The 25,297-nt window shown below is 64.0% G+C and carries 29 protein-coding genes; 25 read left to right on the forward strand and 4 right to left on the reverse strand.

Translation table 11 applies throughout. From position 1 onward, the window contains the following. Nucleotides 1-16: 16 nt before the first annotated feature. Genes VFZ66_29495 through VFZ66_29530 form a run of 8 tightly spaced genes read left to right on the forward strand, consistent with a single transcriptional unit; the run spans nucleotide 17 to nucleotide 8,047 of the window. Nucleotides 17-2,578 (forward strand): hypothetical protein, encoded by a 2,562-nt coding sequence (locus VFZ66_29495; GenBank protein ID HEX6293352.1) that lies wholly within the window; start codon nucleotides 17-19, stop codon nucleotides 2,576-2,578. 5 nt (nucleotides 2,579-2,583) lie between these two features. After that, a complete protein-coding gene (locus tag VFZ66_29500; protein HEX6293353.1) occupies nucleotides 2,584-3,984 on the forward strand; it encodes a phage major capsid protein in 1,401 nt (466 codons plus the stop codon). 13 nt (nucleotides 3,985-3,997) lie between these two features. Then, the gene (locus VFZ66_29505; protein HEX6293354.1) at nucleotides 3,998-4,435 is read left to right on the forward strand and encodes a hypothetical protein; all 438 of its coding nucleotides are present in this window, start codon (nucleotides 3,998-4,000) and stop codon (nucleotides 4,433-4,435) included. A 12-nt stretch (nucleotides 4,436-4,447) separates the two neighbouring features. Beyond that, entirely contained in the window at nucleotides 4,448-4,765 is a 318-nt protein-coding gene (locus VFZ66_29510; GenBank protein ID HEX6293355.1) for a hypothetical protein, read from the forward strand. A 44-nt stretch (nucleotides 4,766-4,809) separates the two neighbouring features. Further along, on the forward strand, nucleotides 4,810-5,445 hold the full coding sequence (locus VFZ66_29515) for a hypothetical protein (protein ID HEX6293356.1): 636 nt from the start codon (nucleotides 4,810-4,812) through the stop codon (nucleotides 5,443-5,445). Further along, on the forward strand, nucleotides 5,445-7,160 hold the full coding sequence (locus tag VFZ66_29520; GenBank protein ID HEX6293357.1) for a hypothetical protein: 1,716 nt from the start codon (nucleotides 5,445-5,447) through the stop codon (nucleotides 7,158-7,160). Before VFZ66_29515 ends, VFZ66_29520 begins: the two co-directional genes overlap by 1 nt. After that, nucleotides 7,161-7,457 (forward strand): hypothetical protein, encoded by a 297-nt coding sequence (locus VFZ66_29525; GenBank protein HEX6293358.1) that lies wholly within the window; start codon nucleotides 7,161-7,163, stop codon nucleotides 7,455-7,457. It begins immediately after the preceding gene. After that, on the forward strand, nucleotides 7,454-8,047 hold the full coding sequence (locus tag VFZ66_29530) for a hypothetical protein (protein ID HEX6293359.1): 594 nt from the start codon (nucleotides 7,454-7,456) through the stop codon (nucleotides 8,045-8,047). The genes VFZ66_29525 and VFZ66_29530 overlap by 4 nt, the downstream gene beginning before the upstream one ends. Here the strand turns inward: VFZ66_29530 and VFZ66_29535 are convergent. Both VFZ66_29535 and VFZ66_29540 read right to left on the reverse strand, forming a co-directional pair. Continuing rightward, the gene (locus tag VFZ66_29535; protein ID HEX6293360.1) at nucleotides 8,044-8,733 is read right to left on the reverse strand and encodes an HNH endonuclease; all 690 of its coding nucleotides are present in this window, start codon (nucleotides 8,731-8,733) and stop codon (nucleotides 8,044-8,046) included. The two genes, VFZ66_29530 and VFZ66_29535, sit on opposite strands and share 4 nt — an antisense overlap. Nucleotides 8,734-9,180: 447 nt before the next feature. Continuing rightward, nucleotides 9,181-9,507, reverse strand: a complete 327-nt coding sequence (locus VFZ66_29540; GenBank protein ID HEX6293361.1) for a hypothetical protein — start codon at nucleotides 9,505-9,507, stop codon at nucleotides 9,181-9,183. A 290-nt stretch (nucleotides 9,508-9,797) separates the two neighbouring features. Here VFZ66_29540 and VFZ66_29545 point away from each other — a divergent pair, with 290 nt between their 5' ends. The 12 genes from VFZ66_29545 to VFZ66_29600 all read left to right on the forward strand — a co-directional run bounded on the left by VFZ66_29545 (nucleotide 9,798) and on the right by VFZ66_29600 (nucleotide 19,438). Continuing rightward, nucleotides 9,798-10,022: a hypothetical protein gene (locus VFZ66_29545; protein HEX6293362.1), complete on the forward strand. Its 225-nt coding sequence runs from the start codon at nucleotides 9,798-9,800 to the stop codon at nucleotides 10,020-10,022. Continuing rightward, nucleotides 10,022-11,230 carry a glycosyltransferase gene (locus VFZ66_29550; protein ID HEX6293363.1) on the forward strand — a complete coding sequence of 403 codons (1,209 nt, stop codon included), beginning with the start codon at nucleotides 10,022-10,024 and terminating at the stop codon, nucleotides 11,228-11,230. Before VFZ66_29545 ends, VFZ66_29550 begins: the two co-directional genes overlap by 1 nt. Then, nucleotides 11,227-11,439, forward strand: a complete 213-nt coding sequence (locus VFZ66_29555) for a hypothetical protein (GenBank protein ID HEX6293364.1) — start codon at nucleotides 11,227-11,229, stop codon at nucleotides 11,437-11,439. The genes VFZ66_29550 and VFZ66_29555 overlap by 4 nt, the downstream gene beginning before the upstream one ends. After that, nucleotides 11,432-12,715: a CmcI family methyltransferase gene (locus tag VFZ66_29560; protein ID HEX6293365.1), complete on the forward strand. Its 1,284-nt coding sequence runs from the start codon at nucleotides 11,432-11,434 to the stop codon at nucleotides 12,713-12,715. The genes VFZ66_29555 and VFZ66_29560 overlap by 8 nt, the downstream gene beginning before the upstream one ends. 38 nt (nucleotides 12,716-12,753) lie before the next feature. Then, a complete protein-coding gene (locus VFZ66_29565) occupies nucleotides 12,754-13,011 on the forward strand; it encodes a hypothetical protein (GenBank protein HEX6293366.1) in 258 nt (85 codons plus the stop codon). After that, complete coding sequence (locus VFZ66_29570; protein ID HEX6293367.1) at nucleotides 12,998-14,353, forward strand: class I SAM-dependent methyltransferase; 1,356 nt, start codon at nucleotides 12,998-13,000, stop codon at nucleotides 14,351-14,353. Before VFZ66_29565 ends, VFZ66_29570 begins: the two co-directional genes overlap by 14 nt. Beyond that, nucleotides 14,346-14,534 carry a hypothetical protein gene (locus VFZ66_29575; protein ID HEX6293368.1) on the forward strand — a complete coding sequence of 63 codons (189 nt, stop codon included), beginning with the start codon at nucleotides 14,346-14,348 and terminating at the stop codon, nucleotides 14,532-14,534. Before VFZ66_29570 ends, VFZ66_29575 begins: the two co-directional genes overlap by 8 nt. Then, nucleotides 14,524-14,994, forward strand: a complete 471-nt coding sequence (locus tag VFZ66_29580; GenBank protein HEX6293369.1) for a hypothetical protein — start codon at nucleotides 14,524-14,526, stop codon at nucleotides 14,992-14,994. The genes VFZ66_29575 and VFZ66_29580 overlap by 11 nt, the downstream gene beginning before the upstream one ends. A 214-nt stretch (nucleotides 14,995-15,208) precedes the next feature. After that, nucleotides 15,209-16,291: a hypothetical protein gene (locus VFZ66_29585; GenBank protein ID HEX6293370.1), complete on the forward strand. Its 1,083-nt coding sequence runs from the start codon at nucleotides 15,209-15,211 to the stop codon at nucleotides 16,289-16,291. A 30-nt stretch (nucleotides 16,292-16,321) separates the two neighbouring features. Continuing rightward, entirely contained in the window at nucleotides 16,322-16,588 is a 267-nt protein-coding gene (locus tag VFZ66_29590; protein ID HEX6293371.1) for a hypothetical protein, read from the forward strand. 44 nt (nucleotides 16,589-16,632) lie between these two features. Beyond that, nucleotides 16,633-16,791: a hypothetical protein gene (locus tag VFZ66_29595; GenBank protein ID HEX6293372.1), complete on the forward strand. Its 159-nt coding sequence runs from the start codon at nucleotides 16,633-16,635 to the stop codon at nucleotides 16,789-16,791. A gap of 76 nt (nucleotides 16,792-16,867) precedes the next feature. Next, a complete protein-coding gene (locus VFZ66_29600; GenBank protein ID HEX6293373.1) occupies nucleotides 16,868-19,438 on the forward strand; it encodes a phage tail tape measure protein in 2,571 nt (856 codons plus the stop codon). On the opposite strand, the gene VFZ66_29605 is transcribed toward VFZ66_29600, so the two are convergent. After that, nucleotides 19,435-20,109 carry a hypothetical protein gene (locus VFZ66_29605; protein ID HEX6293374.1) on the reverse strand — a complete coding sequence of 225 codons (675 nt, stop codon included), beginning with the start codon at nucleotides 20,107-20,109 and terminating at the stop codon, nucleotides 19,435-19,437. The two genes, VFZ66_29600 and VFZ66_29605, sit on opposite strands and share 4 nt — an antisense overlap. 171 nt (nucleotides 20,110-20,280) lie before the next feature. Here VFZ66_29605 and VFZ66_29610 point away from each other — a divergent pair, with 171 nt between their 5' ends. The 5 genes from VFZ66_29610 (at nucleotide 20,281) to VFZ66_29630 (ending at nucleotide 25,007) form a co-directional block, all read left to right on the forward strand. Next, a complete protein-coding gene (locus tag VFZ66_29610) occupies nucleotides 20,281-20,490 on the forward strand; it encodes a hypothetical protein (GenBank protein HEX6293375.1) in 210 nt (69 codons plus the stop codon). After that, the gene (locus tag VFZ66_29615) at nucleotides 20,480-20,779 is read left to right on the forward strand and encodes a helix-turn-helix domain-containing protein (GenBank protein ID HEX6293376.1); all 300 of its coding nucleotides are present in this window, start codon (nucleotides 20,480-20,482) and stop codon (nucleotides 20,777-20,779) included. Before VFZ66_29610 ends, VFZ66_29615 begins: the two co-directional genes overlap by 11 nt. A gap of 120 nt (nucleotides 20,780-20,899) precedes the next feature. Continuing rightward, nucleotides 20,900-23,320 (forward strand): hypothetical protein, encoded by a 2,421-nt coding sequence (locus VFZ66_29620; GenBank protein HEX6293377.1) that lies wholly within the window; start codon nucleotides 20,900-20,902, stop codon nucleotides 23,318-23,320. Next, on the forward strand, nucleotides 23,320-24,450 hold the full coding sequence (locus VFZ66_29625; protein HEX6293378.1) for a hypothetical protein: 1,131 nt from the start codon (nucleotides 23,320-23,322) through the stop codon (nucleotides 24,448-24,450). The genes VFZ66_29620 and VFZ66_29625 overlap by 1 nt, the downstream gene beginning before the upstream one ends. Next, nucleotides 24,447-25,007 carry a hypothetical protein gene (locus VFZ66_29630; protein HEX6293379.1) on the forward strand — a complete coding sequence of 187 codons (561 nt, stop codon included), beginning with the start codon at nucleotides 24,447-24,449 and terminating at the stop codon, nucleotides 25,005-25,007. The genes VFZ66_29625 and VFZ66_29630 overlap by 4 nt, the downstream gene beginning before the upstream one ends. Here the strand turns inward: VFZ66_29630 and VFZ66_29635 are convergent. After that, the gene (locus VFZ66_29635; GenBank protein ID HEX6293380.1) at nucleotides 25,000-25,290 is read right to left on the reverse strand and encodes a hypothetical protein; all 291 of its coding nucleotides are present in this window, start codon (nucleotides 25,288-25,290) and stop codon (nucleotides 25,000-25,002) included. The two genes, VFZ66_29630 and VFZ66_29635, sit on opposite strands and share 8 nt — an antisense overlap. Nucleotides 25,291-25,297 lie beyond the last annotated feature (7 nt).

Consider the following 25,297-nt stretch of genomic DNA (forward strand, 5'->3'; position numbering starts at 1 on the left):
GCTTTTTGTGTGCCTTATGACCGCTTTCAAAGCCGAGCCAAAAGAGCAAACCAGCGCCGCACGCGGGACCGCGCCAAGTACCCCGGCCCCAGCGGCAGGCAGCACTCGCAAGCCCATGACGCCCGCCGAGCGGGCGCGCCATGCGGCCCTCGTGCGCTGGGGCAAAGAGAATCCCTTTGCGGCACGCATGGCAGCCGTCCGTGAGGCCCGCAAGCAGCGCAAGGCCAAAGGCAAAGCCGCAGCCAAGCCGAAGCCGGGCACGGGCGGCGGGGCAGCGAAGCCGAAAGCGCCGAAAGTCACGCCGGAGCAGCGCAAGGCCGAGCGCGAGCAGGAGCAGACCGCCACGCGCCGAGCCAATGAGCAGAAGGTCGCTGAACAGGCCGGGCTGGGCGAGAACGTCAGCGAGGCGCTGCTGGAGTTTGCCAGTCCCGACGAGGTGATCGCGCTCTCGCCCAAAATGCAGGACGAGCTCGTGAAGCGCGGCATGGTTGAGATCGGGGCCGATGGCACGCCACGCCTGAGCAGCGCAGGCCGGGCCTACGTGGACGCGGCGCGCTCGGGCGATGTGTCGAAGGCCAGGGACGCGCTCAGCCGGGGCGGGGATCGGGTCAAACAGGCAGCCGACCAGGCGACGGCCAAACAGGAGCGCGAAACCGCACGGGCAGCCCGGCAGGCGGAACGGGAGAAACGGGCGGCAGAGCGCGAGCAGGCCAAGGCCGAGAAAGAGAAGCAGAAACAGGCCAAGGGCGGCGGGGGCGGCGGCAAGGGCAAGGACGATGCCAAAGATAAGGAAAAGACCGCCAAGGAGCAGGCCCGGCAGGAACGTACCGAGCGCGTGCAGGCGCTGCAACTCGGCAGACTTGAGCGCGGCGGGAAGCTCAGCGAGACGCAGCTGGCAGATCTTGAGGCCGAAGGACTGATCACGATCGACCGCGACGGCGTGCCGAGCCTGACGCCCGACGGCAAGAAGCGTCTGTCCAAGCGCCCGGCACCACGCGGCGACGAGCTGACGGTGAGCGCCATCAAACAGACCGCCCAAGAGCGGGCGATGTTTGCCAACATGGGCGGGGGTGGCGGCGGGTCCGGGGGATCGGGCGGCAAGCCGAGCGGCGGCACGGGCGGACTGTGGAAGAAAGGGTCGGATGGTAAGCGGGTGCCGAGCCGGGCGCAAGCGAAAAAGCTGCTGAGTAGTCCGAATGTGACCAGGCGCACGCTACGGGCGGCGATCGAGGATGCCAAGCCACAGGCGGGAAAAACGCCCAAGTTCGACCTTTCGACCTCGGATTGGCGGGAGATTGCGAAAACACACTTCAATCGCGGCACACCGTCGTCGATCGCCAAAGCAAAATTGATTGCTGACAACCTGCGCGGCGCAAGCGGGCTGCGCTTCATCAGCGACGGCGATCTAACCGGACACCAAGCAAACCGCTTCAACCGCAAAGCAACGGAGATCGATATGAGTGACTTTGCCCCGATCCTGGACGACCTAACCGCCACGCTCGACGAGTTGACCGAGGTCGGGCAGGAGTACGACGCCATCAAAGCCGGGCGGCGCAATAGCGCGGCAGACCAGGCGATCGTGCAGGCGATCTATGACCGGGCGGAAGAGCTTTGTGAACTGGCGGAAACGCTGGGTGCAGAGACAGGCGAAGCCGACGACGAGTCGGAGATGGGCGAGATGCCCGGCATGGCCGGCAAAGCGCTGGACTACGAGCAGGTGGCGCAGAAGGTGCGCGAGGCGTGGTATCGCGCCCCGATGCAGATGCCCAGCTACGACGATCGGCCCTACGTCGTGACCGTGCGCGACGACTCCGTGATCGTGAACCAGGGCGGCACGTTCTACCTGGTCAGCTACACGCAGCAGGACGGCGCGATCAGCTTTGCCCAGCGCGGCGACTGGCAGGAGGTCAAGCCCGACTATGTGCCGGTCAGCAGCAGCGCTACCAAGAGCGTCGATCCGTTCTACGCCGTGAAAGCGCTCGACGACGACCGGATCGGAGCCTACGCCGTGCGCTTTGGCAGCGCCGACGAGCCCGACATCTCCATGATGCGCGACTACTTCACGAAAGCGACCGACTACTGGCTCGACAAGTGGAGCACGCGCCCGATGCTCTACCACCACGCGCTTGATCCGCAGACCGCCGACGATCCGGTCGTCGGCACCTGGACCAAGGCCACGGTTGACGACGTAGGGATCTGGTTAGAGGGCGAGTTGGCGAAAGCGCACAAGTACCGGGGCGCGATCCAGCAGATGATCACCAAGGGGGCGCTGGCGCTCAGCAGTGATAGCGCGCCGCACCTGGTGAAGCGTAAGGCGCAGCCGAACGGCACGAACGAGGTCACGCGCTGGCCCTTGCTGGCCGCGTCGTTGACTCCGACCCCAGCAGAGCCTCGGCTCCTGCCAGCATCACAAATCAAAGCCGCGTACAAGGCGATCGGCCTTGACGTGACCATAGACGATAGCCCAGAGGCGCACGACACCGAGAGCCGCGAGAGGTCCGCAGGGACAAAGGCGGCGGCGGACGATCGAGCGCGGCGGTTGTCGCTGCACGCACGAATCGTAGCACTACAGGAGTAACCATCATGGGATGGAAGGACACGCTTGCGGCGGCGGATACCGCGATCAAAGCAAGCAATTTGGACGAGGCGGAAAAGCTGCTGCGGCAGGCCGAGCTGGAGAAAAAGGCCGAGTCGATGGGGCAGCCCGAGACCAAGAGCGTGGACACGTCGGCGCGGCTGCCGTTTGGCGACGCCAGCGCTGAGCCCGCGCCGGAGAGCACCGATACCATCGCCGTTAAGTCCTGGTTCGCGCAGAAGTACGGCGCGGTGGACACGGGCGTCCAGCAGGTGGCGACCGAGCTGTACGGTCGCGACTACCGACATGTCGCGTGGGCTAAGGCTGCCGACTTTGTGCGCTACATCCGCACGGGTCAGGCCGATCCGAAGCTGCATCGCACGCTGCTGTACAGCCCGGAGCAGATCTTAGAGGCCGTCGCCAGCGGGCGCACCGTCGCCGAACTCAAGGCCACGCAGATCGAGAGTCAGGACACGCTGGGCGGCTACCTCGTACCCGAAGATGTGCGCGACCGGATCGTGAAGCGCCTGGTGGGCATGACCATCATGCGCGAGGTGGCTGAGAAGATCACCACGACGCGTGACCGCGTGACGTTCCCCGTCGCGCTCGGCGGCGACGATCGCTACACGACTAGCGTCCGCGCGACCTGGGTGGACGAGTCGCCGACCAGCAGCCAGGCCGAGACCAACGCGACGTTCGGCCAGGTGACGATCCCGGTGCATACGCTGATGGCACACACGCCGGTCAGCAAAAACCTGCTCGAAGACAGCGCGGGCGCGAATGCGATCGTGCCGTTCTTGGAGCGGGCCTTTGCGGAAGCGATCGCGATCGTCGAGGACGAGGCGTTCCTGATCGGCGATGGCGTCGCCAAGCCGCAGGGCGTCCTGAACGGCAATAGCACGGGCGGCCCATTCACCTACGCCTATGGCGCGGTGCAGGTGGTCAACAGCGGCGGCGCAACCTCGCTGACCGGCGATGCGTTCCGCAACGTGCCCTACGCGATCGCCAGCCAGTACCGCCAGCAGGGCGGCATCTGGGCGATGGCGCGCGGCTCGGTGCGCGTCGTGAAGACGCTCAAGGACGGCTCGGGCGCGTATCTGTGGGCCGATCGCAACCAGCAGCTCCAGAACGGCCAGCCGACCAAGCTGGAAGGCTACGACATCAAAGAGTCGGAGGCGCTGGCCTCGCCGACGACCGCCAGCGGCACGGCCTACACCGCCAACGTGTACCCGGTCCTGTTCATCTGTCGCGGCGCGTACCTGATCGTCGATCGGGTGGGCATGGACGTGCAGCGCTACGACGATGCCACGACCGCGCGCACGAATAGCATTGTCGTCGTCGCGCGCTACCGCGTCGGTGGCCAGGTGATCGATCCGTGGCGGATTGCCACGATGAAAGTTTCGGCCTGATCGGAGGGCTAACGTGGCACGCAACCATACACTGTTTGAAAATAGCCGCCTGACCACGATCGGCGGCGGCTCCATCGTCAACACGACGCTGGCGGGCACGGCGGCGGGCACGGTGCCGGCGACCGACTACCAGTACCACGCCTACACGTTCGCGGGCACCATCGGCAACACCGGGACGGTGTTCGTGTACGCGGTCGGCGCGGGTCTGACCAATAGCCTGCTGGGCTCGCTGGTCTTCGGCTCGTCCACCGGGCAGGGCATCATCTACGAGGTCAAATCGGATGTGCTGAGCAGCGCGGGCACGGGCTATACGCACTTTGGGGCCAATCTCAAGGTCGATAGCGGCGGCACGCTGGGCGGCGCGTTTTTCTGCCTGTCCACGACCGCGCGCACGGCTGGCACCACGCCGGCGGCGAACGGCTATGCAGCGGTCGGTACGACGCTGGTCTAACGGGAGGCAGGGATGAGCTATAACACGCCAACCGGCTTTCTCCAGGGCGGTACGGCCTTTACCACATTCGCAGGCGGCGCACCCGTGCCCGCGCGCGTGGGCTGGGGCACGACCGCGCTGGCCAGCGGTGTCGGCACCATCGGGATCGGCTTTCCGGTATCGGCGGCGTTCCCGGTTGCGCTAGGAGCGAACATCGGCGCGGGCACCGTCTCGGGCGCGCAGATCGATCCGGCGCTGTTCTCAGCCGGCAGCGTGATTGTACGCGGGCTGCTGGGCACCGCAGCGGCGGGCGGCGGCGGCACGATCGGCGTGCTGGCCTTCGGCGGGTAAAACCAGGACAGGGGCGGGGCGTCGGTCCCGCCTTTGGAGGATCTATGGCACAGGGCACACTCGGACCACGGGGCGCGCTCCACATCCGGCGTATCAAACGCCAATCCGCGCCGCTCGCGTGGAAGCTTGCAAACACGCTCCGCTGGGGCTTTCTCAAGGGCTGGATTGCCTATCACCTGATCGCGCCGTTCGCGAATGCCTGGGGCGTGGCGACGATGATCGGCAAGCTCTCGGCGGTCGTGATCAAGGCCGACGGCCAGCGCATCCACTACGGTACGCTGGGGTATCGGGTCGTCACGACGGCGGGCGTGGGCTACCTCGTCGATGCGTTCCAGAACGCGACCGAGCTGGAGAACCTCAAGTATCACGGCGTCGGCACGGGCAGCACGGCGGAAGCGTCGGGCGATACCGCGCTGGTCACGGAGAGCACGACCGCGCTCAATCCCGACAGCACGCGCGCGACGGGCTCGACGACCGAGGGCGCCAGCGCGAACATCTACCGCACCGTTGGCACGCTAACCGCCGACGCGCAGATCGTCGCGCGGGAGCACGGGATCTTTTCGCAGGCGGCGACCGGCGGCGGGACGCTCCTCGATCGGACAGTCTTTGCGGCGATCACGCTCGAATCCGGGGACTCTCTGCAAACGACCTACGATCTGACGTGTAGCGCGGGCGGCTAGTGGCGGTCATCTTTGAAGATCGCTTCGTCGCGACCAGCGATCAGGCGCTGACGGCGCGCACGCCCGACACGACCGGCACGGGCTATGCCGAGGTCGCGATCACGGGCACGGCGGTGCTGGGCGTGCTGGCTGCGACGGACGAGTTGGGCAGCCTGACCAACGCGAACAGCAGCGGGCACCTGGTCAAATCGCAGCCGTCGCCGTCCACGGCTGCCTACGATGTATCGATCACGATCAACGCCGTGGATACAGGATCAGCCTCCCGCTGGTGGCGCATCCACGGGCGCATGGCCGACGCCGACAACGGCTACTATGTGGAGTTCGCGCAGCTCGCCAACGCGCAGAACGACACAAGCCTGTATAAGATCGTCGGCGGCACGCGCACGCTCTTAGCCAGCGTCGATACCGGGCTCGCCAATGGCGACGTGATCACGCTGGAACTCCGCGACAGTGCCAAGCGCGTACTCAAGAACGGTGTCGAGATCCTGTCGAGCGCCGACAACGCGCTGACCAGCGCCGGAGATGCCGGGATCAGCGCGGGCCGGCCGAACGCCAACTATCCGAACGGTGCGGTCAATAGCGCGGCGTGGCGCTTCGGCACCTACAAGGTTACGGAGTCCAGCAGCGGCACGCTCTACACGCAGAGCGCCGCCGGGACGCTCAGCAGCAGCGGGACGCTGGTTCGGCAGACCGGGAAACAGGCGGCGGGCGGGCTAAGTAGCGCGGGCGCGCTCAGCAGACAAGCGCAGAAACAGACCGCCGGGAGCGTGACGAGTGCGGGATCGCTCGCCAATCAGCCGCAGACGGTCACGAGCGGCACGTTGACCAGCGCGGGCAGTCTCAGCCGGCAGATCGGCAAGCAGGCAGCGGGCGTGCTCACGAGTAGCGGCACGCTGGCGCAACAGGTCGGCAAAGGCGTGAGCGGTAGCCTATCGAGCGCCGGGGCGGTGCTCAAATCCACGGCGCGCACGCTGGCCGGAACACTCGGCACGAGCGGCACGCTGACCGCGATCAAGACCGTGCTGCTCTCGCTGGCGGGCAGCCTCAGCAGCAGCGGGGCGCTGGTTCGGCAGACCGGGAAACAGGCGGCGGGAGATCTGACGAGCACGGGCGCGCTACTGAAACAGGCGCAGAACGTCACTACGGGCACGCTGACGAGCGCGGGCGCGCTGTCGAGACAGGCTCAGCAGATCCTGAGCGGGACGCTGACCAGCAGCGGCAGCCTGAGCGTCATCAAAACGATCCTGCTCTCGCTTGGTGGCACGCTGACCAGTGCCGGGAGCCTGATCAAACAGGCCAGCAAACCCACAGGCGGCAGTCTCGCACCGGGCGGCACGCTCCGCAGCCAGGCGCAGAAGGTGCTGGCCGGGGCACTCGGTAGCAGTGGTATGCTCCAGCGTCGCACGACGATCGGGCTAGCCGGCGCGCTGGAAAGCACCGGGACGATCACCAAACAGATCCAGCGCACGCTCGGCGGGCTACTCAGCAGCAGCGGCACGCTGGCGGCGCAGGCGGTCGGGGGCGGGGCCACGGCGATCCGGGCGTTCGGGCGCGTGCTCTATGGCCTCGTGCATGGCGGCGCGGTCGGTTTTCAACTGAACCAGACCGGCAGCACGGCGACGACGGCGCACGCGGGCGCGGTGGGCTACCAATTGAACCAGGATGCCAGCACCACAACCGCCGCGACGACGAACGCCACGGCGACGGAGGAATGAATGAGCGCGTTTACCTGTGATGTCGGCGATGTACCGACGATCAGCTTCTTTGTGACCAACGCCGCCGGCGAATCGGTCGATCCGTCCGAGGTACTGCTGTACCTGCAAACGCCTGCCGGATCGGTCGGCACCTACACGCTGAGCGCGGGGCAGGTCACGCGGCAGGCGCTCGGCACGTTTAGCTACAACGGCACGGCGACGCAGGCGGGCTACTGGAATGTGCGCTGGGTCGGGACCGGCGCGGCCAACGCCGCCGAGCAATCCCGCTACTTTGTGCGAGGGAGTAACATCACATGAGCCGCTATGTCACTCTCCAGGCGCTGCGCGACTACCTCTCGCCCGATGGCAGCCTCGGCACCGAGCAGGACGGCCTGCTGCAAGACTGTTTGGATCGGGCCGAGGGCGCGATCAGCGCCTATACGCGGCGCAGCTTTGCCGGCACGGCAGGCACGGTGTACTACAACCGATTCAGCGGCGGACAGGTGGCGGGAGCCGCGTTCTATCTGGATCAGGATCTCTACAGCCTCACGGGCGTGTATAACGGCGACGGGCAGACGATCCCGGTCGGCTCGGTGTGGCTGGAGCCGCGCAACGAGGGACCGCCCTACCGGATCGTGCGGCTCAAGAGCGCGTATGTGTGGGTGTGGAATACCGATAGCGATGTGGTGTTTAGTGGAACGTGGGGCTACTCGACGACCCCGCCCGCCGACATTCAGCAGGCGACGGTCAGGTATGCGGCCTATCTGTACCGAGGCAAAGATCAGGGCGGCATGACCGATGTCGCGGGCTTTCAAGAGGGCGGGGAGGTCACTATCATCAGCGGCATCCCTCAAGATGTGAGGTACCTCCTCGCCCCTTACCGTTCACGTACGGGCGGTGCCGTTTAGAGAAGAGTTTGAATCTTGTCGTGCTTGATCGAGTTGCAGGACTGACAAGCCACGACAAGATTACTCAGAACGTGCTCCCCACCTTTGACAATTGGAATAACGTGATCAATCGTCTTTTTGCGGCGACTCGTAAAAGGTTTATGGCAGTAATAGCATCGGTGTTGTGAGTCTAAAAGGGCTTGTAATTTCTCAGGAGTTACATCTCCCTGTCGGCTGAGTGTGCGGCGTAAGGCTTGTTTGTTGCGATTATAAGCTTTCCAATATGGTGTTTTTGCGGCCTTACGCCGCAGGGCTAAGTACCGTGATCGATTGCGTTCGACCCAATCGCGGCGCAACTTCAGCAAATACTCTCGATTTGCTTGCTCATACGCTCGGATCTTGTCTTTGTTACGACGCTTCCAGTCGCGCGCCGCCGCCTGTCCACACTCCTTGCACCGTGTTGTAAATCCTGAGCGCTGCACCTTGCTCGTCCAAAATTGGTCAACAGGTTTAACCTTTTTGCACAATGCACAAGTCTTGGTATCACCAGGACCGAGAAATCCGGGCGTTGTGTTATAGCGCGCCAATTTGCGACACACATGACATTGATTTCGATATCCATCGGGGCTATCGCGCCGTGTAGGAAAATCGCTTAGCGGTTTCAACTCCTTGCACGTAATGCAAGACTTTTGCGGTACACTGTCCACATCATCCTCCTTGCAGGATGGTCATACCCTCGGCTGGTCACGACAGCGCGAGGGTGCTATTTTTCTTGCTTTGGCCTGCCCGCCTGTGGCGGGGCGAAATTGTCAAGATCCGATCGTGGGATCAGCCAATACCCTCGGCGTTCGCCGCCGATACGTTGGGCATGTGGGAAGCGTCCCTGTTGACACCAATGCTTGACAGTATCAGGTTTTATAGGCTGTCCTTTTTGTCCAGTGTAGCCGCGCTCACTGAGCAGTACAGCCGCCTCTGTGGTCGTTAGCGCCATGTTTCACCTGAAATACATTTCGGACACCATACCCAAGAGTTGCGAAATTCTAGGGTATCCCACAACCAACCATCGGGAAGCGGGTCATGGTGTTCTGGCTTTGCGCCACATCCAGCACACATGATATATGGAATAATGGTCGGATCTTTGGTGAGCGGTGGATCTACATCCACCGCTGCCCTGCGTTCCATTTGTCAACCTTTCCTTGGAGTTCGGCACGGTCAACCTTGAAGTAATTCAGCGTCTCAACACTGGCAACAATGGTCATGGTATCGTTCTGAACTTTGACGAAAGCTTGTACGTTGCTATAGATGCTCATCTCTCCGCTCGGCGCAACTTCCCATACATACGGCGCGATCTGCTGCTTTTTCGTCGCTGCTTTACGCTCTTTCGCGCCGCGCTTCGGAAGATCGGTATTTGGGAGAAATTGGCCGCCTTTGTAAAACTCGCCGTTCTGTCCAGCCTGACCACCTTTGATTGCTTGTGCCATTGTCTTGCCCCTTCGTTGCTATGCAATAAATATACCACCAGCGGGATAATTTGTCAAGCGGTTTAGCGACCAATCTTCAAAACTCGTAGCCCGCGTGCTATAATAGCCGCAACAACTAAGAGCCATCGGAAACACCGGCGGCGGTTCTGTCTCTCCTCACTACGAGCGAGAGCCGGGCCGCCGCTTTTGCATTGCCGATCGGCGCGCGTCTAGGCCGACGGGCTGAACTGGTGCGACCCTGGCACCCGGCGCGCGCTCCCACCAGGGCTATCGAAGGGGGATAGAACACTGTGGACGAACGCTGTATCAAGCAAAGCAGCAAACCTGCCATCAGCAAGCCAGCGCCCGAATCGCCCATCGTCACAGCCGCGCAACGGTACGCCGCCAATCAGCAGCGGATCGCCTTTCTCCGCCAAGAACAGGGACGAATCCAGCAGGCAATCGAAGACAATATTATTGAGGCGCACGAACTCCGCGCCCGCCTGATCACGCTGGTCGAAGGGCAGGCGAGCTAATGCGGTGCTTAATTGCAAGCGATGCGCCCTGGAGCGTATCGGGATACGGGCGACAGATCGCCCTGCTCGCCCCGCGCCTGGCCGCGCTCGGTCACGACGTGGCGATCCTGACCACGTTCGGGCTGCACGGCGGCTCGATCGAGTGGCAGGGGATCAAGATCTACCCCGGCGGCGCGGACCCGTTTGGTAACGACGTGATCCCGGCAGCGGCAGCGGACTGGCGCGCCGACATCGTGATCACGCTCAAGGATGCGTTCGTGTTTCGGCCAGAGACGTTTCGCGGCCTGCGCTGGTGCCCCTTAGTGCCCGTCGATCACGAGCCCGCGCCCGCTGCGGTGATCGAGGCCGTGCGGTCCTGCTACCGCCCGATCGCCTACGCCCGGAACGGCGAGCGCGACCTGCACGACGCGGGCTTAGATCCGCTCTACGCGCCGCACGCCTACGATCCGCAGCTGCTCAACCCGCAGAGTAAGGCCGAGGCGCGACAGTTCTTAGGCATCCCTGACGATCTGTTCCTGGTCGGCACGGTCGCGGTCAATCGCGGCGGCATTCCCAGCCGCAAGGCATGGCCGCAGAACCTCGAAGCGTTCGCGCTGTTCGCCCAGCAGCACCCCGACGCGCGCTACTTTGTCCATACCGACGTGTGTACCGACGGCTTCGAGGGTGGCGTGAACTTGCACGCGCTCTGTGCGCAGCTCGGCATCACGGATAAGGTGATGTTTTGCGATCAGGCGCGCTACCGCAACGGCGGCTTCCCTGACCAGTACCTCCACGCCTACTACAACGCGATCGACGTGCTGAACGCCGTGTCGCTGGGTGAGGGCTTCGGCGTGCCGACGCTCGAATCACAGGCGTGCGGCACGCCCGTGATTGTGGGCGATTGGGCGGCGTCGGCAGAGCTGTGCTTTGGCGGCTGGAAGGTGCGACGGGAGGAAGCGCTGCGCTTCTACAGCCCGCAGGGGAGCTACCAGTACATCCCGCAGCCGGCGGCGATTGCGGATCGGCTGGAGCAGGCGTATGTGGCGCTGCAATATGAGCGGGACGAGATCACAGCCGCTGCGTACGAGGGCGCATACGACTACCAGATCGATCGTGTCGTCGCGACCTACTGGCAGCCACTCCTAGCCGAGCTTGAGCAGCAGATCGCACGGGAGCGGAGTCGGGGCGTGCTGCGGATCGTGCGGCCCGAGGAGGTGTTAGCCGTATGAATGAGGTGCGCTGGTTTGTGGGATGGGGAACGCTTGAGCAGATGCGTGAGCGGATTCCTGACTTCAATGAACCGATCGAACATGGGCCATTCCTGATCATCACCGAAGGCGATCGGGTGATGGTATTCGGCTTCGCTGCTGTGCAAGAAATGGTAGCGGCATACGCTCAGGTTGTTGAGCGTGTTCGTGAAGGCGGGCAACATGCCTAAGATCTCGATTATCACGCCTTGGTCATCAGAAACGCTCGACCTCCTGCCCGACTACAGCCGCGCCGTCGCCGGGGCTGAGGTCGTCACCGTGGACAATGCCAGCGGCCCGGCCACCGCCGCCGCGCTGCGTGAGTGGCACGCCGAGCACGGGATCTATCGCAGGAACGATCACAACGCAGGCTTTGCGGCGGGGAATAATCAGGGCTACGCACGCGCCACAGGCGATATTATCGTGTTCCTGAATAGCGACGTTGTACCGGCGGGCGACTGGCTCGGCATGGTCGCGGCAGATGTGCGCGACGGCGCGCTCTACGGGCCGGAGCTGGGCCAGCAGTGCGTCGGCGGGCGCTGGCTGCCGTATCTGTCGGGCTGGTGCATCGCGGCGACGCGGGCGACGTGGGAGCAGCTGATCGACGAATGGAACGAGCGCGACGAGCGTCATGCTATCGTCGGGCCGTGGGATGCGATCTACTACCCCGGTCCCTATTGGGAAGATAACGATCTCTGCCTGCGCGCCCTGCAAGCCGGGATCTCGCTCGTGCAGACCGCCTGGCCGATCCAGCACAAGGGCGGGCGCACGGCGGGGGCGCTTTCCCGCTGGGCCGAGAGCTTCGAGGCCAACCGACGCACATTCGGCGATCGGGTGTGGGCGAGTCTCAAGCCGACGCAGCCGACGCCGACCTATGCCACCTACCTGAATCATCTCTACACGCCGTCTGACATTCAGCACCACCTTCCGCTGCTGTACAGCCTCGCACGCGGTAACGTGCTGGAGCTGGGCACGCGCTCGGGCGTGAGCACGGCGGCGCTGCTGGCGGGCGTGGAGCAGCACGGCGGCTACGTGTGGAGTGTGGACGTTGATCCCCGGTCGAGCCAGGTCGCGGCGGGGCATCCGCTGTGGCAGTTCATCCAGGGATCGAGCATTGAGCGCGAGACGGTCAATGTACTGTATGACCACTTCGCAAAGGTGCTGCCGCCAGAATCTAACCCCTTGATCAACCTGCTCTTTATCGACACGCTACACACCTATCAGCACGTCAAGGCCGAACTTGAGTTATGGTCGCATTGGGTGCGTGAGGGCGGCCATATCTGCATCCACGATCCCGAAACGTTCCCCGGCGTGCGTCGGGCCGTGCAGGAGTTTTGCGACGCGCGCGGCTGGCCGGTCACGTTCGTACTGCCGTGCAATGGCATGGCCGTGATCGAGGTGCCGCCAGCGCAGCCGGTCGAACGGGCGGGCGCGGCGATCGAGTCGTATCTGGCAGGTGCGAAATGAGTACGCGAGAAGTCCGAATATCAGCTGAGGTGTTGCTGATGATCACACAGCAGGGCGCGACGCTGGAAACCACCGACCGGATCGCTACCTGCATCGAAGGCGTATCAAGTACAGCAGTAGTGACCGGTCTGCACCTTGAAGCAAACAATGTGGTCGTTGTTTCGTTCCATGATCCGCAGGCCGAGCAGGACGGCGAGCAGCGGGTCATGTGGACACAGCGCACGAAAGAACGCGCGCCGACCGTCTCAACCGAGGGCGCGGCGTGGGCCGCTGAGGTGCCGCATGGCCGTGATTGATTGCGTGACCTTCTTCAATGAACTCGACATATTAGAGATCCGCCTGCGCGAGCTGTACGACACGGTCGATCGCTTCGTGCTGGTCGAGGCCACGCACACGCACGCGGGCCAGCCCAAACCGCTGTACTTCGAGCAGCACAAAGAGCGCTTCAAGGACTGGCTACCGAAAATCAGACATATCATCGTCCACGACCTCCCGGCAGGCGACGGTCTGCCCGGCACGCGCCGCCGCGAGATGGCCCAGCGCAACGCGATTCTACGCGGACTGTTCGACGCCGATGATACCGACGTGGTGCTGATCTCCGATGTGGACGAGATCCCGCGCCGCTCCCACATTCCCCGCACGCTCGATCCCGGCGTCGTGGCGGTGTATGACCAGACACTCTCCTACTACAACCTGAACACGACCTGCACGAACGCCCGCTGGCGCGGCACGCGCGCGGCTCCCGCCGCCGACGTGCGCGCCCTCTCCCCCCATGTGATCCGGTACGGGCTGGGGATGCCCGACGAACACTACCCCCGCTATGCACTCGTCGAGGGCGGCGGCTGGCACCTCTCCTACTTTGGCGACGTGGCGCACATCCAGCAGAAGATGACCAGCTTTTTGCACCAGGAACTGATCGACGACACGACGACCGATCCCGGCACGATTGCCGAGCGTATAGCGGCAGGCGTGGACGCCTACGGGCGCGACGACCAACAATTCGAGATCGGCCCGGCGGCGGATCTCCCGGTCGCGGTCCTGCTCGATCCGATGCGCTGGGTGCATCTGTTTCATCCCGACTGGCGGCCCGACTTTCACGAGGACTGGTACAGCGGCACGCAGGCGCTGGTTGTGGCCGAGTTGGCCCGGCATGCACCCGCCGGCGGGGCGCTGGTTGAGATCGGCTGCTGGGAAGGGCGCTCGGCGTTTGTGATCGCGCAGGCGGTCGCGCCGCGTACCCTGCACTGTGTTGACCACTGGCGCGGCAATGAGGCGGAAGGCGACGATCATCCGGCGACGGTGGCGGCACGGGAGCGGGATGTGTACCGCACGTTTCGCCAGAACATGACGCGCCTGACAGCGGGCGAGTTTGTGCCGATTATTCTTGGCTGGGAAGAATGGATCACCGGCTGGCGGCAGGGGAATAATCCGGCGATCGCCTTCCTGCATCTCGACGCCGCGCACGACTATCAGAGCGTGTTCGACTGTTTAGAGGCCGTCAAGCCGCACCTTATACCGGGCGCGATCCTGTGCGGCGATGATTGGTATCATCGCGAGGTTATGATGGCCGTGACCGATGCGCTGGGCGAGCGCGTGCAGGTGCTCGGCGGGCGCTTATGGGTGTATCAGCATGACTAAACAACGAATTGCCGTGTACGGCATTGCAATCGCGATCTTCCTCGCATCCGTGTACGTCACGATCTCTTTTCTCTACGTAGAACATGGCTGGATTCCCGGCATTCTTACCTTGTTGATCGGGATTCTCGTGCCGTCGGCATTGATAACGATGGCGAATCATCGGGGATCACATGGCGATTAATACGACGATCAATTTGCTCCAGGCGGTGAATCGGGGCGTGCCGGGCGTGAAACGCGCCCCGGTGCTGGACAAGTACCCGACGCAGCTCAACACCGCCGATCTCCCGTTCGCGATCTCGTGGCCCGCCGATGGCACCTGGCACCATGAGGGCATGGGCGGGGCGCTCAAGCGCGAAGATCGCACCTATCGCATCCTGGTCTATACCGAGCCGCTCGGCCAAAACGACATCCCGACGCGCGCCGCCGCCGCCGCCGTGCTGCTGCAACGGTTCAAGGAGACGTATCTCGATCCGGCGACCGTGGCGCTGGCCGATCCGAGCGGGAGCAATCCCTATCAGGTCACGGTCGAGGAAGGCGCGCAGAGCCCACATAGCGACGGCGGGCTGGTGAGCAATCTTGTGTTCGGCGGCGTGCCGTTTCACGGCTTTGAGCTGCGCGTGCGCGTGCGCGAGCTATGGTAAATTGCCGATGCACATGCTATAATTGAGTGTATAGTGTCAGGGATGGAGCCCGCTCGAATCGGGAGCGCTACAACGTAGCGGTGGTGTATACCGGAGCACAGTCTTGACATAACAACCTAAGAGCCATCGGGAACACCGGCGGCGGTCAGTCAAAGCCAACAGGCAGCGACGACCGCCGCCGTTTTGATTCATCCAGCACACAGGAGCAACGCACATGCTGGGTCCAGGTCGAAAGGAACTGCGGTCACTGCGACTCAAAGCAGAAGACACGAACGGCGTCGCGGTCGCGCCCCGCTTCCTCTGGCGCGGCGTGGCGGACATGCCCGACGATCAGCGCGAGCTGGTCATGGTCGAAGAGCAGGTTGGGATCTTCGGCGGTACCGACCGTACCTACATCCCCAAGCTCATGGCCGAGTTGAAATTGCCGAGCAACCCGGCCACGTTCGAGCAGTTGCCCGATCTGCTGATGATGCACGGGCTGGGCACGTCGGGCGGCGGCAATCGCGCCGGCAGCGCGCAGGGGGCCAGCGGCTCGGCGGTCGTCTTTACGCTGCCGATCCCCTCGGACACCGCGCCGTACACACAGAGCTACACGCTCGAAGGCGGCGAGAACGAGGTCGAAGCCGAAGCGATCGAGTACCTGATCGGCAAAGGTCTGACGATTACCTTTGTGGGCGGCGAGGCCATGACCGTTGAGGCGGATCTGATGGGCCGGCAGGTGCAGCGCACGAACAACGCCGGCACGTTTAGCAACGTCGGCACGCTGCCAGCGGTCGAGACGATCCTGGCATCGCGCGGCACCTTCTACCTGACGCCGGTCGGCTCTGGCTTCGGCACGGGCCAGGTCACGGTGGGCAACATCCTGGCCGGGCAGCTCAAGATCACGCCGAAGTTCGAGCCGAAGTTCACCGCCGACAGCGGGCAGTTGTACTTTCATACCGCCGTCTTCACGGGCATCGACATCGAGGGCGAGCTAACGCTGGAGCATCAGATCAGCGGCACCTACGGCGCGGCGGGCACGACCGGCCAGAAAAACAAGTGGCGTGAGCAACTGCCGCAGCTGCTCCGTATGCAGTGGACCGGCGGCACGATCCCGCTCGGCACCACCTACCAGCGCAAGACCGCGATCTTTGATCTCCCGATCAAATGGCAGAAGTTCGATCCGCTGGGCGACCAGAACGGCAACTCGATCGCCGTCGGCAAATTCATCAGTAAGTACAACGAAAGCACGCCGGCTGCCGGACGCGGCACCATCACGATCGTGCGCCACGGCACGAGCGAGTTTGCCGGCGCATAAGCACCGACACGCGCGAAGGGGGCGCGAGACATGATCCGATTCACCATCACCATCGGCAAAGGCGAAACGGCGAAAACGCGCGAGGTGATCGTCGATCCCGACGAGATTACGCTGGGCTTCATGGAAGACATGGAGACGGCGCAGGAAACCGGCAAATGGCGCGACCTGTTCAAGCCGATGGGCGAGATGCTGGACCTGAGCCGCGACGAGCTGCGGGCGATCACCAATAAGCAGTTTCGCGAACTGACGACGGCCATGCAGTCCTCGATCACGGAGCAAACCACGGTCCCAAACTAGAACGCGCAGCGCTCTACAACGCGCTGCGCTTTGGGGGGACGAACGTGCCCGCGTGGGCGACGGCGATCCAGATCGCGGAAGAGTCGCGCTGGGGCAAAGCGCCGTGGGAGATCATGGCGCAGCCCGGCGCGCTGCGCTGGATCGCCCGGCGCACGGTCTATCTGGAAGAGCGGGAACGCGCCCGCGAGAATAAAAACACCTAACAGCCATCGGAACGATCGGCGGCGGTCTTTCTCCTCGGATCGGGGAGCAGGGCCGCCGCGTTGTGTGTAGGAGCGCATGGCCGCCGAAATCAAGATCGTTGTGTCCAGTGTCGGTAGCGGCTCGGCCCTCAAGGACGCCAAAAACGACGTTGAATCCCTCGGCTCCGCTGCGGAGAAATCCGGCGGCGGCTTTAGTACGCTCCAAAAGGTCGGCGTGGCGGGCCTGGCCGCCATCGCAACGGCCACGGTCGCCGCCGGTGTCGGCGTCGCCAAGTTCGTCACCGATAGCGTGGGCTTGGCGGGCAACTTCGAGGCCGGGATGAACGCCTTTGGCGCGGCGGCGGGCGCAGGCTTTGAGCCGGGCAGCGCGGCGCTGAACGAGTTCAAGGATCTGTTTATCTCGCTCGGCAAAGAACTGCCGGTCTCGACGACCGAGGTGCAGGAGGCCGCGACCACACTGATCAAGGCCGGTATCGATCCTGCCGTCGTCAAAGCCGGCGCGCTGCGCGACTCGCTGCAATTTGCGGCGGCTGCCGGGATGGAGCTTGCTGACGCCGCCGAATTGACCACCAAAATGCTCGGCACCTTTGTGCCAATGGGCGCGAGTGTCACCGAGCAGACCGAGTTCATGGCCAACGCGCAGGAGCTGATGACCAAAGCCGCCAACGCCTCGACGCTGGACGTGCAGAAGCTCGGCGACGCCATGTTGCAGGCGGCGGGCGCGGTCAAAGGCGCAGGCATCGACTATCAGGACTTTGTAACGACGATGGGCCTGATCAGTCCCGCGTTCGGCAGCGCTGCCGAAGCCGGCACGTCATTTAAGAACCTCGTCGCGCGGTTCGTCCCATCCACGAAGGCAGCAACCGAAGCAATGTCGGGCCTGGGCCTAATGACCACCAGCACCACGCGGATCATGCAGTTTCTCAAGGATAACGGGGTCGAGCCACTCGGCACCGATATCGACACGCTGGGCAACCAATTTACCGAGTTTGCGGTCAAGCAAGGCTTTACGGCCAAAGAAACGCAAAAGGTCTGGGATAGCTTTGCGCAGAGCAAGTTCTTTGATATGGACGGCAAGTTCATCGGCATGCGCGACGCGGCGGAACTGCTCAAGCAATCCTTTGGCGGGCTGTCTGATGCGCAGCGCACCGAGGCGCTGTCAACCATCTTCGGCAACGATGCCAAGGGCGCGGCCATTGCCCTGATCAGCGCAGGGTCGGAGCAGTACGACCTGTTCGCGCAGAAGATGATGGAGGCGAACGGCGTCCAGGCGCAGGCAGCGGCGACGCAGCAGGGCTTTAACTTCCAGATGGAGAACCTGAAGGGCAGTATCGAGGCGCTGCAAATCGTCGTCGGCACGGCGCTGCTGCCGGTCCTGTCGGACTTCCTGGCCAACTACGTGACGCCCGGTGTCAATCAGGTGATGGCGTTTGCGGAGTCGATCGCCAATGCCGCCAATCCGGTGCAGGCGCTCGTTAGCTCGATCGATCAGGTCATCCCTGGGTTCAGCGGTATGCTGGCTGCGGCAGAGCCGATCGCGGCGTTCCTGGTAAGCCACTGGCAGCCGATCCTGGCTGGGGTCGCGGCGATGCTGGGCGGCGCGATGGTGGCGGCGATTGCCTCGGCGGTCGCCTCAATCCTCAGCCTGGCTGCGCCGATCCTGGCAGCGGTCGCGCTCGGCGCGGCGCTGTATGCCGCCTGGGAGTCGGATTGGGGCGGCATTCGCACGGTCGTGACCAACGTAGCCGGCTATCTCGGCAGCCTGATTAGCGCCTGGCTGGGCGAGCTGTCGGCGTTTTGGGATCGGCACGGCGCGGACATCCTGACCACGGCGCAACAGGCATGGACGAGCATTCAGCAGATCGTGACCGGCGTGCTGCAAATCCTGGATCTGACCATCGGGGAGCGGCTGCGCTCGGCGACGGCCTGGGTGCAACAGCACGGCGCAGAGATCCAGCTGGCGCTTGATATTGCCTGGGCCGCGATCAAAACCATCGTCCAGACCGCGCTGGCGCTGATTCAGGGCGTGATCAACACGACGCTGGCGCTGATCAAAGGCGACTGGCAGGGCGCGCTCGACGCGCTCCAGCAGACACAGGATCGTATCCTGGGCGCGATTATCGCCAACTTCCGCGAGATCTTCGAGGGCATCCGCAGCGCCGTCGTGACGAAAGTGCAGGAACTGGCCGCCGCCGTGCCGTCGATCCTGTTGGGGCTTGCCAGTCAGATCACCGGGCTCTCGCCGCAGTTCATTAGCTCGGCGCTCTCGATCGGCGGTGGGATTATTACGGGTATTATCAACGGCGTCAAGAACGGCGTCGGCGCGCTGGTCGGCGCGGTCGTGGACGCGGCCAAGCGCGCACTTGAGGCAGCCAAGGATGCGCTGGGCATCGCCAGCCCGTCGAAGATGTTTGCGGATCTGGTCGGCGTGCCGATGATGCAGGGGATGGCGCTGGGCGTGACACGCGGCGCGCCACTCGTGCAGGCAGCCGTCACGCAGGCCAGCGGCGGCGCGCTCAGCACCGCACAGCAGACGAGTAGCAGCGTCGTGAACAACTTCAACTACAGCCCGACCTACGGCAGCGCGCCGAACAATCCCAGCGCCGACTTTGCCCTGATGCGCACGCTGGCGAAAGCAGGCTTTTAGAAGCCGAGCGCGATCAGCGTCTCATCTCCGCCGAAGAGTTCCAGATCGCTCGCCTTGAGCTTCAAGTCGGCAGCATCCGCCGGCACTTCCCAGATGCGTGTACACGTCTTCGGTACGTTGGGATTCAGGCTCTCAAATGAGCAGATCTGCTCGCTGTCGATAAAGCCCACCAGCGCGTCGGTGGACGCCTGGAATGTGCGGTCCTTACTATCGACGAGATCCGCGCCGGTAAAGGATGCGGTATCGCTCTTGAGGTTCTCCATCTCCCACTGCACGCGAATAAACTTCCCGCTTGTCTTTTTGGCCTCGATAAACTGATTATCGCTCGGCAGCTCCTGCCCAAGATCCTCAGCCGCGATCACCTTCCAGCGCACGTCGCCCACCTGCACATCCTGCCCGACGGCGGGTAAGGGCGTCGGCTCCTGGCTCGGCGCGGCGGTCGGCTCTGCCGTGGGGCTGGGTTCTGCGGTCGGGCTGGGGTCGGGTGCAGCGGCTGCTGAGGCGACGGGCGCGGTCGTTTGCCCGGTGGTGTCCGGCGCGGCGGCGGTTTGCTGGGGTGTGGATGGATTGGTGAGCGCGCCGATGATGCCGCAGACGAGACACAGAACGACCAGGCCACCGAGCGCATACAGCGCCCAGCGCCGCCAACTGCGAGGCTTCTTCGCTTCCATAGAGACTCCTTGGGGGTGTGGATGTGTAGGAGGCTACTATAGCAGATCCGGGCGCGTGGTGTCTATCTGTGAAAATTGGCCATAAATCTTTACCAGATTCATATAGACAAATTATCACGGTCATGATAATATATAGGCATACCAAACAAACACATGGAGACAGTGACCACCATGAGCAACATTGAATTTCAGCAGGCAGTAATGAGCACGGATTGGTCGGCGGTTGAGGCGATGGTGTACCAGCACCTGAGTGATGATGTGAGCCGCGACGGCCTGGCGGATTGGCTGGAAGAAGGCGACTGGAAAGGCACGGAAACGGCAGAGAGTGTTGCGGCTGAGTGGACCGAGCTCGATCAACAGGTGGAAGGCGTTGACTACTAATACTGACGAGATCGGGACGGCGGAAGCGGCGCGCATCCTCGGATGCAGCGCCGCCACGGTCCAGCAGGCGATCCGCAATAAGCGCTTGAGCGCACACATTACACCGAGCGGCTACCGGCTCAAGCGCGCCGATGTAGAGCAGTACAAAACCACCAAGCGTAAGCCCGGCAGGCCACGCGAAACCGAGCCGGATATTGATGAGATTATGGAACGAGATCGCACAACTGCGGAGGCGTTGGCTGATGGTTTTGGCGACCATTGGGCGGACTCGGACCCGGAAGATCTATAGGCATCCCTGTACGCCACATGCTATAATACCTGCAACAATCTAAAGCCATCGGACTTTCGGCGGCGGTCTTTCTCTCCAATGTGGGGAGCGAGGCCGCCGCCTTTTTGTGTGCAGGTGTCTATGGGGTACTGGTCTCTTATCCTGCCCAGCGAGAAGCGCAACCTTACACTTAACCCATCCTTTGAACGCGGCACGATCGGCGCGGGCGCGATTCAATCCGCGACACTTGGGAGTGCCAGCGATTATCAAGCTGCTGGAGCCTATAGCCTGTTTGTGGTGCCGAACAGCAACGGCACTAGCGGTGCCTACGTCGGCACGTTTGCCGCGCAGAACGGCACGGCCTACAGCTACAGTGCCTATGTACGCGGCTCGGTGGGTGTCGAGTATATGCTGGCCGTGGCGAATACCTCCAATGCACTGGCTGGGAGCGTAGTTTTCCAAGGCGGCGGGACGTGGCATAGGTACGTGGGGAGCTACACCGAGAACAGTAGCCAGAACCGACGCATTATTGTGCGGAAAGCAAACGGGGCCGGCGCGGCCAGCACCGGCACGATCTACATCGATGCAGTACAGGCGGAAGTCGGCTCGGTGACAACCCCGATCGACGGCGATCAGCCCGGCTGCCGCTGGGACGGCAACCCGCACCAATCGACGAGCTTTCGGCCCGGCACCGTGCGATCGGGCGGCTCGATCGTGGCGCTGAATGACCTCGGCGCGATCGTGCTGGAGTCGCCCGGCATCGGCATGGCCGACGTGCAGAACATCGCGCAGCAGTACGGGCTGCAAGACGGCGCACTGTATCAAAATACGTTCGCCCAACCGCGCGCCTTTACGATCGCCTCCCTGATGAGCGGCACGAGCTACCCCGGCCTGCACGCGATCCGCGCCGCGATCATCGACGCCATCAAGCCCGATCTCACGCCGACCAAGCAGCCGACGCGCTTCTGGTATAGCGGCGCGGGCGGCACGCTTCAGATCGACGCCTACTATGATGGCGGCTTGAGCCTGGAAAGCCGCGCGGGCTTCTCGGAAACGGCGGGTATGCGGTTTGTGGCGTTCGATCCCTACTGGCAGACGACCGTCGAGTACGGCACGGCACTACTGGCGCAGGGCACGCTCAGCAATCCCAACTACATCATCCGGCGCGACACAAGCGGCCAGTGGGGCACGCTCGGCGGCGGCACAATCAATAACAGCGTGTATGCGCTGGCCTGGCTGAATGGTACGCTGGTCGTCGGCGGGGCGTTCAATAGCGCGGGCGGCACCGTCGCGCAGCGGTTGGCGCTCTGGCATCCGCTCACCGAGCGCTGGGGCACGCTCACGGGCGGAACGGTCAACGGCAACGTGGCGACACTCGAAACTACCGCCAGCGGCACGCTCTACGTCGGCGGCAACTTTCAGACGGCGGGCGGCACGCGGGCGCTCTCGGTGGCGGCCTGGAATGGCGCGTTTGGCACCCTCGGCCCCGGTACGCTCTCCCCTGATCCTTCGGATGTGGTGGCGCTGCACTATGCGCCATCCGGCACGCTCTACGTCGGCGGCGCGTTCACGCAGGCGGCAGGCACCCGCGCGTTTGGGATCGCGATGTGGACGAGTAGCGGCTGGGGCACACTGACTGGCGGCACCTTCAATCAGGCCGACGTACGGGCGCTCACCTCGCTACCCAGCGGCACGCTGATCGCGGGCGGGGCATTTACCGCAGCGGCGGGCACCACGGCGCGCGGGATCGCCGCGTGGAATGGCGGCTGGGGCACGCTGGCGCAGGGCATGAGTAATGCCGATGTACGGGCGCTCACGGTCGGGCCCAACGGCATCTTGTACGCCGGCGGCTTCTTTGGCTCAGCCGGGATCGTGGCCGCGCCGAACATCGCCGCCTGGAATGGCGTCGCGTGGTCGAGCCTGCAAACTGGCGTCGGCACGGGCGGGGCGGCGGTCGGCACGCGCGGCGTGCTGGCGCTGGACGTGGACGCGAGTGGCCTCCTGTTCGCGGCGGGCAGCTTCACGAACGCCGGGCCGCTCTCGATCCTGGATCGCATCGCGCAATACAACACCTCGATCTGGCTGCCGCTGGATGTGGATCTGCCGACCTCCAACGTGATCCGGGCCGTGCTGGCAGCACCCACCGGCGAGCTGTACGTGGGCGGCGACTTTACGGGTGCCGACGGCAATGCCGCCAGCGTCGCCGTGATCAATAACCCCGGCTCGGCCACGGCGTACCCGGTCGTGACCGTCCGCAATACGACGGCGTTTCAGATCCGCGTGTACGAACTCGCCAACACGACGACCGGCGACGCGATCTACTTCAATCTGGTGCTGGTGCCCGGCGAGACGCTGACGATCGATCTGCGGCCCGGTTCGCGCGGCATCACGTCGAGCGTGCGCGGCAACGTGATCAGCAGCGTGTTGCCCGGCTCGCGCTATGCGACGTGGCGGCTCCAGCCCGGTATAAACAATGTGGCCTTCTTTGCCGAGCCCGGCCCGGAGGTGACGCTGGTCTATCGCCCGCGCGCCTGGAGCGCCGATGATCGGGTGGCAAGCTAATGGCCGCCACGTATGAACTGATCCTGGCCGATCCGTTCGGCGTGCGCCTGGAGGCCGATCTGTCGGCTTTCCTCAGCCTGTCCTACACGCTGGCGACGAACACGATCACCGAGCTAACCCTGGAGTTGCCCGGCACAATCCCGCGCGCACTCTTCCGCACCGACGGGCGGATCGCCGTGTGGCGGAGCGTGGACGGTCGCCCGGCGCAGCTGGAGGGTGTGTGGCTGATCCGGCACCCACGGCGAAAGATCATGCGTAGCGGCGAGCGGCGGCTGATCGTGCGCGCGTTCTCGCTGCTGACACTGCTCGACCGGCGGATCGTGGCCTACCCGGCGGGCAGCAGCTTTGCCGAGAAGAGCGGCGCGGCAGATGCGCTGATCGTCGAGGTGGTCAATGAAAACCTGCACAACGGGATCGACAGCGCCGAGCGCGACGCCGAGAGTGGCGGGGCGACGGGCGTCAACCTGTCGGCCTACCTGGATCTGGCCGCCGTGGCCAGCGCGGGCGCGACCGTCAGCAAGGCGTTCTCGCGCGACAATGTGCTGGAGGTCTGCCGCGAGATCGCCGACGCCAGCGCACAGGCGGGCGTGTACGTCGCGTTTGATGTGGTCGCGGTCAACGAGCGGCTGATCCTGCAAACCTATCTGCAACAGCGCGGCGACGATCATCGCTTCCCCGGCGGCATCAGCCCGGTGATTCTGTCGCCCGATCTCGGCAACCTGACCGACGTCGAGATCGACGAGGACGAAAGCGAAGAAGTGACCGCCGCGATCGTGGGCGGGCAGGGCGACCGGGAGGCGCGGACGATCGGCGTGTATGCCGACACGGAGCGCATCGGGGCCAGTCCGTTCAATCGCATCGAGCGCCTGGTCGAAAAGACCGACACCGCCGACATAACCATCCTCACAAGTGAGGGACAGGCGCGCGTGCGCGCCGCCCGCCCCCGCGTGCGCATCTCCGGGCGGGTGCAGGAAACACCCGACACGCGCTACGGCGTCCACTGGAAGCACGGCGACTACGTGACCGCCGGCGCGGATACGTACCTGATCGATGCGCGGATCGACCTGGTAAAGATTGAGGTGGCGGGCGGCACGGAGACGATCGAGGCGTTTGTGCGAGGTGAGCAATGAACGATCTGCCGACGATCCGCGACCTGGAACACCTCAAGCGGCGCGTGGAGCGTATCGCCGCCGCGAACACCACCGAGGCCAGCGGCACCGCGTTTCCCAGCAGCCCGCCAACCGGCCTGCGCTTCTACCGCTCGGATCTCGGCTGGTGGTGCTTCTACGACGGGGCGCGCTGGCTGACCTGTCACGAGTTGAGCGCCCAACGTGGCGTGACTGGACTCACCGTGGCAACGTCAGTGCCGATCAGTGATATTCGCCAGGATTATGCGCCCTACGTTGCGCGCTGTACAACGGGCTATGTTGTCGCCACAACCAACAACGGGTCAAACTACTGGACGATTACTATTCGGGGCGTCAACGCGGCGTACAACGCTGCAAGTAGCGTGCATCAATTCAATACAAGTGCTGCCAGCTTGACCTGGGCGCAAAACGATGCCGCGCCCAGCGTGAGCGCGGCACCCTCAAACCGGGCGCGAATTGATGTTGATTTGGCGGTGACTGGCGCGCCGGGATCGCTCTCGATCTACGTGACCGTGTACTATCGCCTGATCGTTACCTAACGCGAATCGGAACGGCGGGGCGGCGTCCGATCGATGAAATCGGCGCGCCCGGCGTTGGTCGGATCGGCGGCGGGCTGTCGGTTGGGAGGGTGCCAGTCGGATCGGGCGGCTGCGGCAGCACGATCTGCGGCGTGGCGTCAGGCGGCGGCGGGCCGGGTGTGGGTGTCGTTGGCGGCGCGACGGTCGGCAGGATCGGCGGCAGCGGGTCCGATGCCCGCGCGGGTGCGGACAGACCAGCGAATAGCAGCAGCACAGCAGCTGCTACGATCAACAGAACACGCATCACAAAC

The organism is Herpetosiphonaceae bacterium (assembly GCA_036374795.1).
Lineage (GTDB): Bacteria > Chloroflexota > Chloroflexia > Chloroflexales > Kallotenuaceae > LB3-1.

What these genes read in the sequence shown, in the direction of transcription:
- VFZ66_29495 (HEX6293352.1), top strand. Translation starts at nt 17, where the DNA reads ATGACCGCTTTCAAAGCCGAGCCAAAAGAGCAAACCAGCGCCGCACGC.
- VFZ66_29500 (HEX6293353.1), top strand. Translation starts at nt 2,584, where the DNA reads ATGGGATGGAAGGACACGCTTGCGGCGGCGGATACCGCGATCAAAGCA.
- VFZ66_29510 (HEX6293355.1), top strand. Translation starts at nt 4,448, where the DNA reads ATGAGCTATAACACGCCAACCGGCTTTCTCCAGGGCGGTACGGCCTTT.
- VFZ66_29515 (HEX6293356.1), top strand. Translation starts at nt 4,810, where the DNA reads ATGGCACAGGGCACACTCGGACCACGGGGCGCGCTCCACATCCGGCGT.
- VFZ66_29525 (HEX6293358.1), top strand. Translation starts at nt 7,161, where the DNA reads ATGAGCGCGTTTACCTGTGATGTCGGCGATGTACCGACGATCAGCTTC.
- VFZ66_29530 (HEX6293359.1), top strand. Translation starts at nt 7,454, where the DNA reads ATGAGCCGCTATGTCACTCTCCAGGCGCTGCGCGACTACCTCTCGCCC.
- VFZ66_29540 (HEX6293361.1), bottom strand. Translation starts at nt 9,507, where the DNA reads ATGGCACAAGCAATCAAAGGTGGTCAGGCTGGACAGAACGGCGAGTTT.
- VFZ66_29550 (HEX6293363.1), top strand. Translation starts at nt 10,022, where the DNA reads ATGCGGTGCTTAATTGCAAGCGATGCGCCCTGGAGCGTATCGGGATAC.
- VFZ66_29555 (HEX6293364.1), top strand. Translation starts at nt 11,227, where the DNA reads ATGAATGAGGTGCGCTGGTTTGTGGGATGGGGAACGCTTGAGCAGATG.
- VFZ66_29560 (HEX6293365.1), top strand. Translation starts at nt 11,432, where the DNA reads ATGCCTAAGATCTCGATTATCACGCCTTGGTCATCAGAAACGCTCGAC.
- VFZ66_29565 (HEX6293366.1), top strand. Translation starts at nt 12,754, where the DNA reads ATGATCACACAGCAGGGCGCGACGCTGGAAACCACCGACCGGATCGCT.
- VFZ66_29570 (HEX6293367.1), top strand. Translation starts at nt 12,998, where the DNA reads ATGGCCGTGATTGATTGCGTGACCTTCTTCAATGAACTCGACATATTA.
- VFZ66_29575 (HEX6293368.1), top strand. Translation starts at nt 14,346, where the DNA reads ATGACTAAACAACGAATTGCCGTGTACGGCATTGCAATCGCGATCTTC.
- VFZ66_29580 (HEX6293369.1), top strand. Translation starts at nt 14,524, where the DNA reads ATGGCGATTAATACGACGATCAATTTGCTCCAGGCGGTGAATCGGGGC.
- VFZ66_29585 (HEX6293370.1), top strand. Translation starts at nt 15,209, where the DNA reads ATGCTGGGTCCAGGTCGAAAGGAACTGCGGTCACTGCGACTCAAAGCA.
- VFZ66_29590 (HEX6293371.1), top strand. Translation starts at nt 16,322, where the DNA reads ATGATCCGATTCACCATCACCATCGGCAAAGGCGAAACGGCGAAAACG.
- VFZ66_29600 (HEX6293373.1), top strand. Translation starts at nt 16,868, where the DNA reads ATGGCCGCCGAAATCAAGATCGTTGTGTCCAGTGTCGGTAGCGGCTCG.
- VFZ66_29605 (HEX6293374.1), bottom strand. Translation starts at nt 20,109, where the DNA reads ATGGAAGCGAAGAAGCCTCGCAGTTGGCGGCGCTGGGCGCTGTATGCG.
- VFZ66_29610 (HEX6293375.1), top strand. Translation starts at nt 20,281, where the DNA reads ATGAGCAACATTGAATTTCAGCAGGCAGTAATGAGCACGGATTGGTCG.
- VFZ66_29620 (HEX6293377.1), top strand. Translation starts at nt 20,900, where the DNA reads ATGGGGTACTGGTCTCTTATCCTGCCCAGCGAGAAGCGCAACCTTACA.
- VFZ66_29625 (HEX6293378.1), top strand. Translation starts at nt 23,320, where the DNA reads ATGGCCGCCACGTATGAACTGATCCTGGCCGATCCGTTCGGCGTGCGC.
- VFZ66_29630 (HEX6293379.1), top strand. Translation starts at nt 24,447, where the DNA reads ATGAACGATCTGCCGACGATCCGCGACCTGGAACACCTCAAGCGGCGC.
- VFZ66_29635 (HEX6293380.1), bottom strand. Translation starts at nt 25,290, where the DNA reads ATGCGTGTTCTGTTGATCGTAGCAGCTGCTGTGCTGCTGCTATTCGCT.